This window comes from Janibacter limosus, assembly GCF_004295485.1.
Lineage (GTDB): Bacteria > Actinomycetota > Actinomycetes > Actinomycetales > Dermatophilaceae > Janibacter > Janibacter limosus_A.
The window spans coordinates 2,569,992-2,587,170 of sequence record NZ_CP036164.1 but is presented as its reverse complement, the minus strand read 5'-3'; the positions used below and the strand labels follow the sequence as shown (position 1 = coordinate 2,587,170).

Sequence of the window (17,179 nt, the reverse complement as noted above, 5' to 3'; positions counted from 1 at the left end):
GTCATGTGCGGATTGCCTCGAACCTAGTTGAACTTGAAGCCGGGTTCAAGTATGTTCGAAGCGTTCCGGCAGTCGAGATCACAGGAGCTCTCACATGACCACTGACCAGCAGCGCGTCGCCGTCGTCACCGGCGCGGCCCGAGGCATCGGCGCGGGTGTCGCCCGCCGTCTCGCCGCCGACGGGATGGCCGTCGCCGTCCTCGACCTCGACGAGTCGGCCTGTGCGCCGGTCGTCGAGGAGATCACCGCGGCCGGGGGCCGGGCCCTCGCGGTCGGCGCCGACGTGTCCGACGCCGAGCAGGTCGAGGCGGCCGTCCGGCGGATCGCCGACGAGCTCGGCGCGCCGACCGTGCTGGTCAACAACGCCGGCATCATCCGCGACAACCTCATCTTCAAGATGAGCGTCGAGGACTGGGACGCCGTCATGGCGGTGCACCTGCGCGGCGCCTTCCTCATGACCAAGGCCTGCCAGGCATTCATGACCCAGGAGCGGTACGGCCGCATCGTCAACCTGTCGTCGACGTCGGCGCAGGGCAACCGCGGCCAGACCAACTACTCGGCCGCCAAGGCCGGCATGCAGGGCTTCACCAAGACCCTGGCCATCGAGCTCGGCAAGTTCGGCGTGACGGCCAATGCCATCGCCCCCGGGTTCATCGAGACCGAGATGACCGCCGAGACCGCGGCCCGCATCGGCATCAGCTTCGAGGAGCTGAAGTCGGCTGCCTCCGCGCAGGCAGCCGTGGCCCGCACCGGGCGCCCCGAGGACATCGCCCACGCCGTGTCCTTCTTCGTCAGCGAGGGCGCCGGCTTCACGACCGGTCAGGTGCTCTACGTCGCCGGCGGGCCCTGCGACTGATGGCCACCGCGATGCAGGTCAAGGACAAGGTCGCCGTCGTCACCGGCGCTGCCGGCGGCATCGGCGCGGCGCTCGCGGAGGCCCTGCTCGAGGCGGGGGCCCGGGTCGTCGTCTCCGACATCGACGAGCAGCGCCTGACGGCCACCGCCGATCGGATCGGCGCCGTCGCCGTGGCGGGGGATGCCTCGAGCGAGGAGTGCATCGCCGCGATGATCGCGGCCGCCGAGGAGCACTTCGGCCCGGTCGACATCTTCTTCGCCAACGCCGGCGTCGGCGACGGCGCCGGCCTCGCGGCCACCGACGACCAGTGGCAGCTCGCCCTGGACGTCAACCTGCTCGCCCACGTGCGCGCGGCCCGCCAGCTCGTCCCGGGCTGGGTCCAGCGGGGGAGTGGCTACTTCGTCTCCACCGCCTCTGCCGCAGGCCTGCTGACCCAGATCGGCTCGGCCACCTACTCGGTGACCAAGCACGGCGCGGTCGGCTTCGCCGAGTGGCTCGCGGTCACCTACGGCGACGACGGGATCGGGGTCAGCTGCCTGTGCCCGATGGGCGTCGACACCGACATGCTGCGCTCGGGCATGACCTCCGGGGGTGGCGAAGGGGGCAAGGTGGCCGCCGCAGCCGTCACCCAGGCAGGCGAGGTGCTCGCCCCGCGCGATGTCGCCGACCAGGTGCTCGCCGCCGTCGCCGAGGGGACCTTCCTCGTCACGCCGCACACCCACGTGCGCGAGTTCCTGCGCCGCAAGGTCGACGACCAGGACCGCTGGATCCACGGCATGCAGCGCTACCAGCGCCAGCTGAAGGGGGACGTGCGATGACCAACGGCACCAGCCTGATCTGGCGCTGGGCCGACGAGACGCCCGACGCGCTCGCCCTGCGCGAGGGGGAGCGCTCGTGGACCTTCGCGCAGCTGCGCGACGACATCCGCGCCGCTGCCGCGCAGCTGGCGGGCCGCGGCGTGCGTGCGGGCGAGCGCGTCCTCGTCGTCGTGCCGACGAGCGCCGAGTTCGTCCTGACCTACCACGCGGTCCTTGCGCTCGGTGCGACCGCGGTGACGGTCAACCCGCTGTGCACCCGACGCGAGCTCGAGCACTTCGTCCGTGACGCAGGCTGCTCCTTCGCGCTCGGCTGGCACGAGGGCTCCGAGGCCGTCACGGCCACGGCCGCGGCGGAGGGCTTCGACGTGTGGCTCCTCGAGCCCGGCTGCGTCGCGCCCGGTGACGGACCCGAGCCGGTCGCCGTCGACACCGACGATGCGGCCGTGCTGCTCTACACCTCCGGCACCACCGGCGCACCCAAGGGCGCGGTCCTCACCCACGGCAACCTGCTCTCCTGCGGTGAGGCCCTGGCCGAGGCGCTCGACCTGACGCCGCAGGACCGGATGGGCACCGCCCTTCCCCTCTTCCACGTCTTCGGTCAGTCGGCCGTGATGTTCACGGCCTACAGCGCCGGCGGCTCGCTGTCCCTGCTGCGTCCCTTCGACCCGGACGCGCTGCTGCGGATGGCCGCCGAGCAGCAGCTCACCGGGCTCGCGGGCGTGCCGACGATGTGGAACGCCATGCTGCACGCCGACACGGACGTCACCGCGGAGGACCTCTCGCACCTGCGCCTGGCCTGCTCGGGCGGCGCCGCCCTTCCCCTGCAGATCGCCAAGGCCTTCCGCGAGCGCTTCGGCGCCCTCGTCCTCGACGGCTACGGCCTGAGCGAGACGGCGGGCGCGTCGACCTTCAACCGGGCGATCTTCCCCCGCAAGGAGATGAGCGTCGGGCGGGCCCTGCCCGGCAGCAAGCTGGCGATCCTCGACGAGGACCGCGCCCAGCTGCCACCCGGTGAGGTCGGCGAGGTGGCGATCAGCGGCCCCTTCGTCATGCGTGAGTACTGGAGGCGGCCCGAGGCCACCGAGGCCGTGCGCCACGGCGAGTGGTTCCTCACCGGCGACATCGGCCGGATGGACGAGGACGGCGACCTGTGGATCGTCGACCGGATGAAGGACCTCGTCATCCGCGGCGGCTACAACGTCTACCCGCGTGAGATCGAGGAGGTCCTCTACAGCCACCCCGACGTCCGCGAGGTCGCCGTCATCGGCGTCCCCGACGAGCGGCTCGGCGAGGAGATCGCTGCCGTCATCACGCCGCAGCCCGGCACGACCGTCGAGCCGACGGTGCTGCGTGCCTGGCTCGAGGAGCGGCTGGCGGCCTACAAGGTCCCGCGGATCTACCGGCTCATGGAGGAGCTGCCCAAGGGACCGACCGGCAAGATCCTCAAGCGCGGGATCGACCGGAGCGACATCGCGAGCACCGGTGAGCGGCCCACCCGGGCCGCCACCCCCACCACCTGAGCGAAGGGAGCAACCGTGGACTTCACGACGGACGCCAGGACCGCGCAGCTGCAGGAGCAGCTCACCGCCTTCATGGCCGAGCACGTCTACCCCATCGAGGAGCAGTACTGGGCCGAGGTCGAGGCGGCTCCCGACCGCTGGTCCCCGCCGCCGGTCATCGAGCAGGTCAAGGAGGCCGCCCGCAGCCAGGGGCTGTGGAACCTCTTCCTCCCCGGCGAGGACGGCGCCGGCCTGACCAACCTCCAGTACGCCCCGCTCTGCGAGATCCTCGGGCGCAGCCTGCACATCGCGCCGGTCGCGACCAACTGCGCCGCGCCCGACACGGGCAACATGGAGGTGCTGCACATGTTCGGCACCGTCGAGCAGAAGCAGCGGTGGCTCGAGCCCCTGCTCGACGGACGGATCCGCTCGGCCTTCGCCATGACCGAGCCGCGCGTTGCCAGCTCCGACGCGACCAACATCGAGACCTCGATCGTGCGCGACGGTGACGAGTACGTCATCAACGGCCGCAAGTGGTACATCTCGGGCGCGATGAGCCCGCAGGCCGAGGTCCTCATCGTCATGGGCAAGACCGACCCCTCGGCCGATCGCCACAAGCAGCAGTCGATGATCCTCGTGCCGCGGGACACCCCGGGTGTCGACGTGCGTCGGGGGATGAAGGTCCTCGGCTACGACGACCGCGACCACGGTGGCCACGCCGAGATCGACTTCGTCGACGTGCGCGTCCCGGCGAGCAACCTCATCGGCGAGGAGGGTGCCGGCTTCGCCATCGCCCAGGCCCGCCTCGGCCCGGGCCGGATCCACCACTGCATGCGACTCATCGGCATCGCCGAGCGCTCCCTCGAGCTGATGGTCGCGCGCGCGGCCAGCCGGGTGGCCTTCGGCAAGCCGCTGTCGGAGCAGGGCGTCATCCGCGACTGGATCGCCGAGTCCCGGGTGCGGATCGAGCAGCTGCGGCTGCTGACCCTCAAGGCCGCGTGGCTCATGGACACCGTGGGCAACAAGGGCGCGCACACCGAGATCCAGGCGATCAAGATCGCCGCCCCGGCGACTGTGGAGTGGATCGTCGACAAGGCGGTCCAGGTGCACGGCGCCGGCGGCCTGAGCCAGGACTTCCCCGTCGCGGAGTGGTACGCGCAGGTGCGCACGCTGCGCTTCGCCGACGGCCCCGACGAGGTGCACAAGAACGCCCTCGCCCGTCACGAGATCCGGAGGATGACCCAGCATGCCTGAGCTCCAGCAGCGGGTGGAGGAGCTCCTCGCGAGCCACGACCCCGGCACGACGTCCCCGGCGGACTTCCTCGGCGCCCAGTTCGACGCGGGCCTGGCCTGGGTCCACTTCCCGGAGGGGAAGGGGGGACTGGGCATCGCGCGCGGCCGCCAGCTCGAGGTCGACGCGCTGCTCGACGTCGCGGGCGCGCCGCGCCCCGATGTCGGCCGCAACAGCATCGGCCTGGGCATGGCCGCCCCGACGATCCTCGCCTTCGGCAGCGCGGAGATGCAGCAGCGCTACCTGCGGCCGCTCTTCGCGTGCACCGAGATCTGGTGCCAGCTCTTCAGCGAGCCGGGCGCCGGGTCGGACCTCGCGGGTGTCGCCACCCGTGCGGTGCCGGACGGTGACGAGTGGGTCGTCGACGGGCAGAAGGTGTGGACCTCCGGCGCGCACAACGCCGACTTCGCGATCCTCCTGGCCCGCACGGACACCTCGGTGCCCAAGCACGCGGGCATGACCTACTTCGTCGTCGACATGACCGACCCCGGGGTCGAGGTGCGCCCCCTTCGCCAGATCACCGGTGAGGCGGAGTTCAACGAGGTCTTCCTCAGCGGGGTGCGGGTCCACGACCGCAACCGCGTCGGTGCGGTCGGCGAGGGCTGGAAGGTCGCGACGACGACGCTCAACAACGAGCGGGTCGCCATCGGCGCGGGCAACGACCGCGAGGCCGGCCAGATCGGTCTCGTGACCGAGCGGTGGCGCACGGACCCCTCCGTGCGCACCCCCGGGACGCACACCGAGCTGATGCGCTGGTGGGTGGAGACCGAGGTGACCCGGCTCGCCGGCGAGCGCCTGCGCCAAGGGCTCGAGGCCGGCCAGCCCGGCCCCGAGAGCTCGGCGATGAAGCTCGCCTTCGCCCAGCAGGCGCAGCAGGTGAGCGGCTTCGCGCTCGAGCTCGCGCCCGAGGAGGGCCTGACCTACCACGACTGGACGATGGTCCGCCCCGAGGGCGGCTCCTTCCTCGGCCACGGCCCCGGCTACCGCTACCTGCGGGCCAAGGGCAACTCGATCGAGGGGGGCACGAGCGAGATCATGCGCAATGTCATCGCCGAGCGGGTGCTCGGCCTGCCCCCGGACCACCGCCCCGACAAGGGGATCGCCTTCAAGGACGTGCCGCGATGACCGACCTGCTCTACACCGATGTCGAGGAGTCGCTGCGCTCCAGCGTCCGCTCGACACTGCAGCGTGCCCTCGACGACGGGCTCCCCGCCCGCCTCGCCGACGAGCCCGACGCCGACGTCAGCGCCCTGTGGCGCGCGCTCGCCGAGCAGCTCGGCCTGGCCGGGCTGCTCGTCCCCGAGTCCCTCGGCGGCGTCGGCGCGAGCGCCCGGGAGGCGGCCGTGGTCCTCGAGGAGCTCGGCCGTACGGTCGCCCCGACGCCCTTCCTCACGAGCGCCGTCATCGCGACGACCGCACTACTGGCCACTGGCGACGAGCAGCACCTGCCGGCGCTGGCCTCGGGCGAGCGCACGGCCACGCTCGTCCTGCCCTGGACCGCCCGACGCGGCGCCTGGTCGCCGGTGGACGGCAGCGCGGAGCCGGTCGCCGGCGCGTTGGGCGCGGACCTCTTCCTCGTGCCGACCCGGGGCGAAGGGGGAGGGACCTCCCTTCGCGCGTACGGCCGCGACGAGGTCGACCTCGAGCCGATCGTCTCCCTCGACATGACCCGGCCGCTCGCCCGCGTGACCCTGACGGGCGCCGGGAGCGAGATCGCCTCCGGCGCAGCGGCGGACGAGGCCGTCGACGCGGCGCTCGCGTCGGGCGCCGCGCTGCTCGCCTCCGAGCAGCTGGGCCTGGCCCAGTGGTGCCTCGAGACGACGGTGGAGTACGCCAAGACGCGGGTGCAGTTCGCCCGGCCGATCGGCTCCTTCCAGGCGATCAAGCACCGGCTGGCGGACCTCTACCTGCTCCTCGTCAACGCCCAGGCGGCGGCCCGTCACGCGGCCGGCACGCTGGCCGACGGCGACGACGACCAGCTCGTGTCCCAGGCCACCGCCCAGGCCTTCTGCTCCGACGCCGCGGTCCACGCCGCCGAGGAGGCCCTGCAGCTGCACGGCGGCATCGGGATGACCTGGGAGGCACCGGTGCACACCCGCCTCAAGCGGGCCAAGGCCGACCAGCTCGCCCTCGGCACACCCGACCGGCACCGCAGCGACCTCGCGGTCCTCGTGGACCTGCCCGCCAGCTGACCGACAGACTCGACCCACCCCCTTCGACCACCAGGAGTGACCATGCGCGAAGCAGTCATCGTCTCCACCGCCCGCACCCCGATCGGCCGCGCGTACCGCGGCGCCTTCAACGACACCCAGGCCCAGGAGCTCATCGGCCACGCCGTGCGGCACGCCGTCGAGCGTGCCGGCGTCGAGGGCGAGCGCATCGAGGACGTCGTCATCGGCGCCGCCATGCAGCAGGGCTCGACCGCGATGAACATCGGACGCCAGGCCGCGCTGCGCGCCGGCCTGCCGGTGTCGGTCGCCGGCATGTCCGTCGACCGCCAGTGCGCGAGCGGTCTCATGGCCATCGCGACCGCGTCCAAGCAGGTCATCTTCGACGGCATGGACGTCGCCGTCGGCGGTGGCGTCGAGTCGATTTCGTTGGTGCAGAACGAGCACATGAACACCTACCGGGCGCAGGACCCGTGGCTCGTCGAGCACGTGCCGGCGACCTACATGTCGATGCTCGAGACGGCCGAGGTCGTCGCGCAGCGCTACGGCATCTCCCGGGAGCGGCAGGACGAGTACGCCCTCGAGTCGCAGCGCCGCACCGCGGCCGCGCAGGAGGCCGGAGCGCTCGACGACGAGATCGTGCCGCTGACCACGACGATGCTCACCAAGGACAAGGCCACCGGCGAGGTGGGCTCGCAGGAGGTCACCCTCACCAAGGACGAGGGCAACCGTCCGAGCACGACGCTGGAGAGCCTCTCGGGGCTGAACCCCGTGCTCGCCAAGGACGGTACCGAGGGCTTCTCGATCACCGCCGGCAATGCCTCGCAGCTGTCCGACGGCGCCTCGGCCGCGGTCGTCATGGAGGCGTCCGAGGCCTCCCGCCGGGGCCTGACCCCGCTGGGCGCCTTCCGCGGCATGGCCGTCGCCGGCTGCGAGCCGGACGAGATGGGCATCGGCCCGGTCTTCGCCGTGCCGAAGCTGCTGAAGCAGCACGGCCTGAGCGTCGACGACATCGGCCTGTGGGAGCTCAACGAGGCCTTCGCGGTCCAGGCGCTCTACTGCCGCGACACGCTCGGCATCGACCCGGAGCTCTACAACGTCAACGGCGGCGCGATCTCGATCGGGCACCCCTACGGCATGAGCGGTGCGCGGATGGCCGGGCACGTCCTCATCGAGGGCAAGAAGCGCGGCGCGAAGTACGGCGTCGTCACCATGTGCATCGGCGGTGGCCAGGGAGCCGCTGGCCTCTTCGAGATCTTCTGACCCGCCACCCCCGAGCACCAACCACGAGGAGCACCCGTGCCCGAGTCCGTCTTCGTCGCCAACCGTGGTGAGATCGCCGTCCGCATCGTGCGGGCCGCCCGGGAGGCCGGCCTCGACGTCGTCGTCGCCGTGACCCGGGCGGAGGCCGACTCGTCGGCGGCGCGCCTGGCGACCGGCGTCCACGTGCTCCCCGGCGAGGGGGCGGCGGCCTACCTGGACGCCGCCTCCCTCGTCGCGGGGGCGACGGAGCACGGGTGCGGGCTGCTCCACCCGGGCTACGGCTTCCTCAGCGAGAGCCCGGTCCTCGCCCGGGCCTGCGTCGATGCGGGCGTGGTCTTCGTCGGCCCCGACGCCGACCTCCTCGAGCTCTTCGGCGACAAGGGCAGCGCCCGCGCGGCGGCCGAGCGGGCGGGCGTGCCCGTCCTGCCTGCCACGTCCGTCGGCGTCACCGAGGAGGAGGCTGCCGCGTTTGCGAGGGAGCAGCTCCCGGCCGGCGTGATGGTCAAGGCGGCAGCCGGCGGTGGCGGCCGGGGCATGCGCGCGGTGCCGGCCGGCGCCTCGCTCACCGAGCCGTGGGAGCGCGCCCGCTCCGAGGCGGAGCGCAGCTTCGGCTCCGGTGATCTCTTCGCCGAGCTGTACGTCGAGCGGGCCCGGCACGTCGAGGTCCAGGTCGCGGCCGACGCCAGCGGGGCGGTCACCCACCTCGGCGAGCGCGACTGCACCGTCCAGCGGCGCTTCCAGAAGGTCCTCGAGATCGCCCCCGCGCCCGACCTGCCGGAGGCCGTGCGCGCGGACCTGCACACCGCAGCCGTCCGTCTCGTCGCCGGCAGCGGCTATCGCGGGCTCGCCACCGTCGAGTTCCTCCTCGACGCCGACGACCCGACCCGCTGGTGGTTCATCGAGGTCAACCCGCGCCTGCAGGTCGAGCACCCGGTCACCGAGATGGTCACCGGCGTCGACCTCGTCCTCACCCAGCTGCGGATCGCGCAGGGTCACCAGCTCGCGGACCTCGGCCTGGGCACGCCGCCGGCCGTCACCGGCTGCGCCGTCGAGCTGCGCATCGCGGCCGAGCGCCAGGGCAGCAGTGGCGAGGCCCTGCCGGCCCACGGTGTCGTCGCCGGGCTGGCCCTGCCGACCGGCCCCGGGGTCCGCGTCGACACCCATCTCGTCGAGGGCACCCGCGTCGACGGGTCCTTCGACTCGCTCGTCGCCAAGGTGATCACCCACAGCCACGGCGGGCTCACGGCTGCCCTCGACAAGGCTCGCCTCGCCGCCGCCGAGTGCAGCATCGGCGGGGTCGAGACCAACCTGCCCGTGCTGCGGGCAATCCTCGAGCACGAGGACCTCGCGGGCTGGCAGCTCACGACCCGGTGGTTCGACGACGCCGGCCTCACGCAGGCCACGACGCCGACCGACGACCAGGGCGGTGAGGTCCGCGCCGAGATGGCCGGCAGCGTCGTCGCCGTGCTCGTCGAGGAGGGCCAGCAGGTCACCGCCGGCACCCCGCTCGTCGTCGTCGAGGCGATGAAGATGGAGCACCTCGTCCCGGCCCCCGTCTCCGGCACCGTCACGTCCGTGCGGACCCGACCCGGGGCAAGCACCGCGCCGGACGACCTGCTGGTGCGGCTGCTCCCTTCGTCGGAGCAGGAGTGCGCCGGTGCGGTCGACGACGGCCCCGACCTCGACGCGGAGCGCCCCGACCTCACCCGCCTGCTCGAGCGTCGCGATCGCCGGCTCGACGAGGCGCGCCCCGAGGCGGTGGCCAAGCGCCATGACCGCGGGCACCGGACGGCACGGGAAAACATCGCCGACCTCGTCGACGAGGGCAGCTTCGTCGAGTACGGAGGCCTCGCGGTCGCCGCGCAGCGGGCCCGCCGCAGCGAGGAGGAGCTCATCGCCACCACCCCGGCCGACGGCATCGTCACCGGCATCGGGCGGATCACCTCGGTGCCGGCGGAGGACACCCGGTGTGCGGTCCTGGCCTACGACTACACGGTCCTGGCGGGCACGCAGGGCTACCTCAACCACAAGAAGACCGACCGCCTGCTCGAGATCGCCGAGCAGCAGCGCCTGCCCGTGGTCCTCTTCGCCGAAGGGGGTGGAGGTCGCCCCGGCGACACCGACACGACGGTGGCCAGCGGGCTCGACGTGCCGACCTTCGCGACGATGGGCCGGCTCAGCGGGCTGGTGCCGACCGTGGGCATCGCCGCGGGGCGCTGCTTCGCGGGCAACGCGGCGCTGCTCGGCTGCTGCGACGTCATCATCGCCACGCGTGACTCGACGATCGGCATGGGCGGGCCCGCGATGATCGAGGGGGGCGGCCTCGGCGTCTTCGCCCCCGAGGAGGTCGGCCCGATCGACGTCCAAGGGAGCAACGGCGTCGTTGACGTCGTCGTCGACGACGAGGCCGAGGCGGTCGCCGTGGCCAGGCGATACCTCGGCTACTTCCAGGGCGTCCACGACGAGTGGACCGCGGCCGACCAGCGGGCACTGCGCCACGTCGTGCCGGAGAGCAGGGTGCGCGCCTACGACATCCACGCGGCGATCGACACGCTCGCCGACGAGGGCTCGGTGCTCGAGCTGCGCGCGGGCTTCGCGCCCGGCGTCGTCACCGCGCTCGTGCGGGTCGAGGGCCGCCCGATGGGCCTGGTCGCCAACAACCCGCGCCACCTCGGTGGCGCGATCGACGCCCCGGCGGCCGACAAGCTCGCCCGCTTCCTCCAGCTGTGCGACGCCCACGGGCTGCCCGTGGTGTCGCTGTGCGACACCCCGGGGTTCATGGTCGGTCCCGACCACGAGCGCACCGCGACGGTGCGCCACTTCGCCCGGCTCTTCGTCATCGGCGCGCACCTGCAGGTGCCGATCGTCACCGTCGTCCTGCGCAAGGCCTACGGCCTGGGTGCGCAGGCCATGGCGGCGGGCAGCTTCCACCGGCCCGCTGCGACGCTGGCCTGGCCGACCGGTGAGGTGGGCGGCATGGGTCTCGAGGGTGCGGTCCGGCTCGGCTTCCGCCGGGAGCTCGAGGCGGTGGCCGACCCGACGGAGCGTCGTGCGCTCGAGCAGCGGCTGCTCGACGACCTCTACGAGCGGGGCCGCGCGGTCAACGCCGCCGCGGTCGTCGAGCTCGACGACGTCATCGACCCGGTGGACACCCGCCGGTGGATCCTCACGGCCACGGCGGGCACGGCCTCGACCGGGCGACCGGCCCGCTACATCGACACCTGGTGACGCAAGGGAGCGCACATGGACCTGACCCAGCACCTCGACGAGATCCGGCGACGGCAGGAGCGGGTGCGTCCCGCGGGCCTGCCGCGTGACGTCGTCCACCCCCTCGGGGAGCGCGCCGTCCCGGAGTACGTCGACGAGTGGGCGCGGCGGCAGCCCGAGCGTGCGGCCGTGGTCCACGACGACGTCGTCATCGACTACCGCGAGCTCGCCGACCGCCACGCGCGGTGGGCCGGCTGGCTGAGGGCGAAGGGGGTGGCCCCCGGCGAGCGCGTCGGCATCCACCTGGGCAACGTCCCCGAGTTCGTCATCGCCTTCCTCGGCACCCTGCGGGCCGGGTGCGTCCATGTCCCGGTCAACCCGATGTTCCAGCACGCCGAGCTCGTGCACGAGCTCGGCGACAGCGACGCGAGCGTCGTCGTCACGAGCGCCCCTCTGGCGCAACGACTCTGCGATGCGGCGGTGCAGACGCGGGTGCGCACGGTCGTCGTCCTGGGAGGCGAGGGGGACCCCCTTCCCTCCGTCGAGGGGATCGAGGTGGTGCGCTGGTCCGACACGGTGACGGCGCACCCACTCGCCGAGCCGGCCCGTGACCTCGAGGCGCTCGCCGCGCTCAACTACACCGGCGGCACCACCGGTCTGCCCAAGGGCTGCGAGCACACGCAGCGGCACATGGTCTACACGGCGGTCAGCGCCGCGGGGGCCAACGGGCTCGTCGGCGCCGAGATCGTCTCGCTGTGCTTCATCCCGGTCTTCTGGATCGCGGGGGAGGACCTGGGCATCCTGATCCCGCTCGTCATGGGTGGCACGACCGTGCTCCTCGAGCGCTGGGAGGCGGCGACCGTCGTCGACCTCGTCGAGCGCCACCGGGTGACGATGACCGCGGCCACGGTCGAGAGCTACCTCGACATCCTCGCGCTGCCGGGGATCGCCGAGCGCGACCTCTCCTCCTTCACCGCGCCCATGGCGATGTCCTTCGTCCGCAAGCTCACCCCCGACGTGCGGCGTCGCTGGTCGCAGGCCGTCGGTCCGGGGTCGGTCCTGCGTGAGGGCTCCTACGGCATGACCGAGAGCCACACCGTCGACGTCGTGCCGTACGGCTTCCACGACGGCGACCACGACCTGCTCAGCGAGCCCGTCTTCTGCGGCCTGCCGGTGCCCGGCACCGACGTGGTCGTCGTCGACCCGGTGACCGCCGAGCCGATGGGCTTCGGCGAGTCCGGCGAGATCCTCCTGCGCAGCCCGTCGATCATGACGCGTTACTGGCGCAACCCGGCCGCCACCGCCGAGCAGCTGCGCGACGGCTGGCTGCACACCGGTGACACCGGCTACCTCGACGACGACGGGTGCCTGCACTACCTGGCGCGCAGCAAGGACCTGATCAAGGTCAAGGGGATGAGCGTCTTCCCGGCCGAGGTCGAGATGATCCTCGCCGGCCACCCCGACATCGCGTCCGTCGCGGTGGTGCCCGCCGAGGACGAGGACAGCGGGCAGCGACCCGTCGCCTTCGTCAGCCTGGCCGAAGGGGGCGCCACCCCCGCCGACCTCGAGGCCTGGGCCCGCGGGCAGATGGCGGGGTACAAGGTGCCGCTCGTCGAGGTGGTCGAGGACTTCCCGATGACCGACACGGGCAAGATCCGCAAGGCGGAGCTCCTCGGTCGTGCCGGCGAGGTCGTCGCGGCGCGACGCTGACGCGGGCCCGGTCAGACGAGCGAGGCGATGAGCAGGTCGCCGTAGGCGCTCGCGACCTCGTCCGGGGTGCGGGGGCCGTCGTGGGTGAACCACACGGGCAGGTACCCGATGGCGCCCATGAAGTTGAACATCACGAGGTCCACCGACAGGTCCTCGCGCAGCTCGCCGGCGGCGATGCCCTCCCGGACGACGTCCTCGAAGGTGCGCCGGAAGGTGCGTCGCTGCTCGCGGATCGTCGTGCGCGAGGGGGCCCTGAGCAGGTGCATCGAGTTGTGGAAGGCCGTGGCCCGCTCGAGCTCGGCCACGGTGGTGAGCACGAGGTCCTCGGCGATCAGCCGCAGGCGCTCGACGACGGGCAGGTCGCGTCCCGAGATCTCGACGACGTGCTCCAGCTGCCGGTCGAGCAGCTGGCCGTAGCTGGCCGTGAGCAGCTCGTCCTTGGACGAGAAGTAGTGGTACATCGCGCCCTTGGTCACGCCCGCGGCGTCGACGATCTGCTGCACGGAGGTGGCCTCGAAGCCCTGCTCGGCGAAGAGCCGCGTGGCGGCGGCGAGCACGAGGTCCGGGACGGTCGCACCCGAGATGCGGGTCCTCGGCTGCGTGGGCATGGGGTGGAGTCTACGAATCGGTCGTCGCGTAGAGGGCATCGAGGACGTGCGCGTAGCGGGACTCGACGACCGACCGACGCAGCTTGAGGGTCACGGTGAGCTCGCCGGTCTCGGGGGAGAAGTCCGTGGGCAGGACCGCGAAGCGCTTGACCTGCTCGACGCGGGCCAGGTGCGCGTTGGCCGCGTCGACGTCCGCCCGGATGCGCTCCAGCAACCTCGGGTGCTCGCTGAGCGCGGCCGGGTCGTCGGGCAGGCCCTCCTCGCGCGCCCACGGACCCACCTGGTCCTGGTCGAGGGTGATCAGGGCGACGGGGTAGGGGCGCCGGTCGCCGTGCATGACGACGTGCGACACGAAGGGGGACTGCCGCAGCTCGTTCTCGAAGACGGCGGGCGCGATGTTCTTGCCACCCGAGGTGATGATGATGTCCTTGATCCGACCGGTGATCCGCACGTAGCCGTCTGCGTCGATCTCACCGATGTCGCCGGTGCGCAGCCAGCCGTCGTCGGTGAAGGAGGCGGCCGTCGCCTCGGGGTTGCGCCAGTACCCGGCGAAGACGTGCGGCCCGCGCAGCTGCAGCTCGCCGTCGTCGGCGACCCGCACCTCGCCGAAGGGCATGGGACGGCCGATCGTCCCGAGGCGGGTGGCATCCGGCAGGTTCACCGTGCCGAAGGCGGTGGACTCGCTCAGGCCGTAGCCCTCGTACACGGGTACCCCGGCCGCGTGGAAGAACTCGAGGACCTCGCCGGCGATGGGGGCCGCACCCGAGATCGCCACCCGGATCCGGCCGCCGAAGGCGCCGCGCACGCGGGCGAGGACCTCGTCGGTGCGCGGTGCCCCGGCGAAGGCGGCGTGGACCTTCTCGTAGATCCGCGGGACGGAGGGGAAGCAGGTGGGCCGCACCTCGGCGAGGTCCTGCATGACCTGCGCGGGACCGGCGGAGGCGTAGGAGACGCAGCTGCCCAGGGCGTGCGCGGTGACGTTCTGCGTCTGCGCGTAGACGTGCGCCAGCGGCAGGAAGAGATAGGTGGAGTCCTCGCTCGTCACGATGCCGAGCTCCACGCTCTGCCGGGCGCAGGACATGAGGTTGTCGTGGGTGAGCACGCACCCCTTGGGACGGCCCGTCGTGCCCGACGTGTAGATGATGACGGCGACGTCGTCCGGGCTCACGGCATCCGTCCTGGCCTCGCGCTCGGTCGCGGGCACCTCCTGCCCTCGGGCCCGCAGGCCCGCGAGGTCGATCTCGCCGGGGACCGGCTCGATGGTCAGGAGGTGGGTGAGCGCGTCGAGGTCGTGGGCCACTCCCCGCACCTTGGCGATCTGGGCGGCGTCCTCGCAGACGGCGATCCGCACTCCTGCGTCCTCGAGGACCCAGTGGCACTCCTCGGGGCTGTTGGTCGCGTAGATCGGCACGATGATCCCGCCACCGGCGGCGATCGCGTAGGCGACCTGCATCCACTCCGGTCGGGTGTCGGCGAGCACGGCGACCCGGTCGCCGGGGGCCATGCCCAGCCCGACGAGCCCACGGGCCAGCTCGTCGACGACGGTGCCCATCTCGCGGAACGAGACGGTCGGCCAGGTGCCGTCCGCTCGGCGGGAGGCCTGGGCGGGCGCCTCACCGAAGGCGGCGGAGCAGGCGAAGGGCAGTGCGGACAGGGTCCTCGGGGTGGTCGCGTCGGCCATTGGTGCAGGCTACCGACCAACCGGTCGGAATGTGGCCCTTGACACGTATATGAATCCAAGTTCAAATATGACCTGAATCGTCATTCAAATATGGGAGACCCAGATGACCTCACCGACAACGGCGTCGGACCGCCTGCACGCCCGGGCGACGAAGAAGGCCTTCGTGCGCCTCGTGCCACTGCTCATGGCGGCCTACTTCATGGCCTTCGTCGACCGGACCAATGTCGGTCTGGCCAAGACCTCGCTCGAGCTGGATGCCGGCATCGACGCGGCCGCCTACGGGCTCGGGGCAGGTCTGTTCTTCATCACCTACGCCGCGCTGGAGGTGCCGAGCAACCTGGTGCTGCACAAGGTCGGGGCGAAGGTGTGGATCAGCCGCATCGCCGTCACCTGGGGCCTGATCACGATGGCGATGATGTTCGTCTCCAGCCCGACGGTCTTCTACGTCCTGCGCCTGCTCCTCGGCGCGGCCGAGGCAGGCCTCTACCCGGGGATCATGTACCTCATCACGACGTGGTTCGCCCAGAAGGACCGCGCGACGGTCGTCGGCCTCATCCTCACCGCGTCGTCGGTGGCCTTCATCGTCGCCAACCCCATCGGTGGCGCGCTGATGAAGCTGGACGGCATCGGCGGGCTCCACGGCTGGCAGTGGCTCTTCGTCCTCGAGGGCATCCCGACAGTCCTGCTCGGTGTCCTCATCTTCTTCGTGCTGCCCAACTCGCCGGCCAAGGCGACCTGGCTCGACGCCGACGAGGCCGCCGAGCTCACCCGCCGCGCCGTGGGCGAGGAGCCCGAGGAGTCGCGCCCCGGCGCGATCATCCGCAATGCGATGTCCAAGCCCTTCTTGCTGACCATCGCCGCGATCTACTTCATGAACCAGATCGCCACCTACGGCGTCATCTTCTTCGTCCCCTCGATCGTCGAGGCGATGGACGTGACCGACAGCTTCATGATCGGGCTCATCTCGGGCGTCGTCGGCATCGGTGCCGTCGTCGGTGTCCTCGTCGTGCCGCGGATCCTGCGGCGCAGGCCGGGGAGCGAGGTGCCGCTCATCGGCATCACGACGGCAGCGGCCATCGTCTTCGCGCTCGTCTTCATCGCGGTCGACAACCCGGTGGCCAAGATGGTCATCCTCAGCGTGACGATGCTCTTCATCGTCGGGGTGCAGCCGCTCTACTGGTCCGTGCTCATGGCACGCCTCGGTGGTGTGGCGGCCGCGGCCGGGCTGGCCTTCGTCAACACCATCGGGCTGACCGGTGGCTTCGTCGGGCCCTACGCCTTCGGCCTGACGGAGGAGGCGACCGGATCACCCTCGTCCGGGCTGTGGGTCCTCGTGGCCGCCACGACCCTGGGCCTGGTCCTCGTGCCGCTGCTGAGCAAGATGCTCGTCCGGCACGACCGCACGCGCGATGCGGCGGAGCCGGAGGTCGAGGCGGTCTTCGCCGTGTGACGACGGCCTGCTGGCGCGGGGTAGCCGGAACGACGAACCGGCCGTGGTGACCACGAGGTCGCCACGGCCGGTTCGTCGTCGGTCAGCGGTAGTTGACGAACTGCAGCGCCACGTCGAGGTCCTTGCCCTTGAGCAGCGAGATGACCTCCTGGAGCTCGTCGCGCGACTTGCCCGTCACGCGCAGCTCGTCGCCCTGGATCTGGGGCTTGATCCCCTTGGGGCCCTCGTCGCGGATGATCTTGGAGATCTTCTTGGCGTTGTCCTGGTCGATGCCCTCCTTGGTGGGGCCAGAGAGGACGTACTCCTTGCCGGAGACCTGCGGCTCCTTCTCCCCGAAGTCGATGTTCTTCAGCGAGACACCGCGACGGATGAGCTTGGACTCGAAGACGTCGAGCACGGCCAGGACCCGGTCGGCGCTGTTGGCCTTGATGACGACGTTGTCGCCGCTCCACTCGATGGACGCACCGACACCCTTGAAGTCGTAGCGCTGGGTGACCTCCTTGGCGGCCTGGTTGAGCGCGTTGTCGACCTCCTGGCGGTCGACCTTGCTGACGATGTCGAAGCTGCTGCTGGCCATGTGCTGGTGGCTCCTTCGGGGAAGTTGGTGCCGGAATTGCGTTGGAGGGGG

Annotated in this window: 13 protein-coding genes; 10 read left to right on the top strand and 3 right to left on the bottom strand. The window is 71.8% G+C overall.

Annotated elements, in window-relative coordinates; genetic code table 11:
* The first annotated feature begins 94 nt into the window (after positions 1–94).
* From EXU32_RS12350 to EXU32_RS12310, 9 genes are read left to right on the top strand one after another with little or no spacing between them, the layout of a single operon-like run.
* Complete coding sequence (locus EXU32_RS12350; protein ID WP_130630173.1) at positions 95–856, top strand: SDR family oxidoreductase; 762 nt, start codon at positions 95–97, stop codon at positions 854–856.
* On the top strand, positions 856–1,674 hold the full coding sequence (locus EXU32_RS12345; protein WP_242612778.1) for an SDR family oxidoreductase: 819 nt from the start codon (positions 856–858) through the stop codon (positions 1,672–1,674). Before EXU32_RS12350 ends, EXU32_RS12345 begins: the two co-directional genes overlap by 1 nt.
* Positions 1,671–3,194 carry a class I adenylate-forming enzyme family protein gene (locus EXU32_RS12340; protein ID WP_130630172.1) on the top strand — a complete coding sequence of 508 codons (1,524 nt, stop codon included), beginning with the start codon at positions 1,671–1,673 and terminating at the stop codon, positions 3,192–3,194. The genes EXU32_RS12345 and EXU32_RS12340 overlap by 4 nt, the downstream gene beginning before the upstream one ends.
* A 15-nt stretch (positions 3,195–3,209) precedes the next feature.
* Positions 3,210–4,427, top strand: a complete 1,218-nt coding sequence (locus EXU32_RS12335) for an acyl-CoA dehydrogenase family protein (RefSeq protein WP_130630171.1) — start codon at positions 3,210–3,212, stop codon at positions 4,425–4,427.
* A complete protein-coding gene (locus EXU32_RS12330) occupies positions 4,420–5,589 on the top strand; it encodes an acyl-CoA dehydrogenase family protein (protein WP_130630170.1) in 1,170 nt (389 codons plus the stop codon). Before EXU32_RS12335 ends, EXU32_RS12330 begins: the two co-directional genes overlap by 8 nt.
* The gene (locus tag EXU32_RS12325; protein ID WP_130630169.1) at positions 5,586–6,656 is read left to right on the top strand and encodes an acyl-CoA dehydrogenase family protein; all 1,071 of its coding nucleotides are present in this window, start codon (positions 5,586–5,588) and stop codon (positions 6,654–6,656) included. Before EXU32_RS12330 ends, EXU32_RS12325 begins: the two co-directional genes overlap by 4 nt.
* Positions 6,657–6,698: 42 nt before the next feature.
* A complete protein-coding gene (locus tag EXU32_RS12320; protein ID WP_130630168.1) occupies positions 6,699–7,895 on the top strand; it encodes an acetyl-CoA C-acyltransferase in 1,197 nt (398 codons plus the stop codon).
* A gap of 36 nt (positions 7,896–7,931) precedes the next feature.
* Entirely contained in the window at positions 7,932–11,123 is a 3,192-nt protein-coding gene (locus tag EXU32_RS12315) for a carboxyl transferase domain-containing protein (protein WP_130630167.1), read from the top strand.
* Positions 11,124–11,138: 15 nt separating this feature from the next.
* Positions 11,139–12,812 (top strand): AMP-binding protein, encoded by a 1,674-nt coding sequence (locus EXU32_RS12310; RefSeq protein WP_130630166.1) that lies wholly within the window; start codon positions 11,139–11,141, stop codon positions 12,810–12,812.
* Positions 12,813–12,823: 11 nt separating this feature from the next.
* On the opposite strand, the gene EXU32_RS12305 is transcribed toward EXU32_RS12310, so the two are convergent.
* Together EXU32_RS12305 and EXU32_RS12300 are read right to left on the bottom strand one after the other, a co-directional pair.
* On the bottom strand, positions 12,824–13,420 hold the full coding sequence (locus EXU32_RS12305) for a TetR/AcrR family transcriptional regulator (protein WP_130630165.1): 597 nt from the start codon (positions 13,418–13,420) through the stop codon (positions 12,824–12,826).
* Positions 13,421–13,430: 10 nt separating this feature from the next.
* Entirely contained in the window at positions 13,431–15,101 is a 1,671-nt protein-coding gene (locus EXU32_RS12300) for an AMP-dependent synthetase/ligase (RefSeq protein WP_130630164.1), read from the bottom strand.
* A 103-nt stretch (positions 15,102–15,204) separates the two neighbouring features.
* Here EXU32_RS12300 and EXU32_RS12295 point away from each other — a divergent pair, with 103 nt between their 5' ends.
* Positions 15,205–16,551, top strand: a complete 1,347-nt coding sequence (locus EXU32_RS12295; protein ID WP_130630163.1) for an MFS transporter — start codon at positions 15,205–15,207, stop codon at positions 16,549–16,551.
* Between the two features lie 82 nt (positions 16,552–16,633).
* Here the strand turns inward: EXU32_RS12295 and EXU32_RS12290 are convergent, their stop codons facing one another.
* The gene (locus EXU32_RS12290; protein WP_130630162.1) at positions 16,634–17,128 is read right to left on the bottom strand and encodes a YajQ family cyclic di-GMP-binding protein; all 495 of its coding nucleotides are present in this window, start codon (positions 17,126–17,128) and stop codon (positions 16,634–16,636) included.
* Positions 17,129–17,179: the final 51 nt, after the last annotated feature.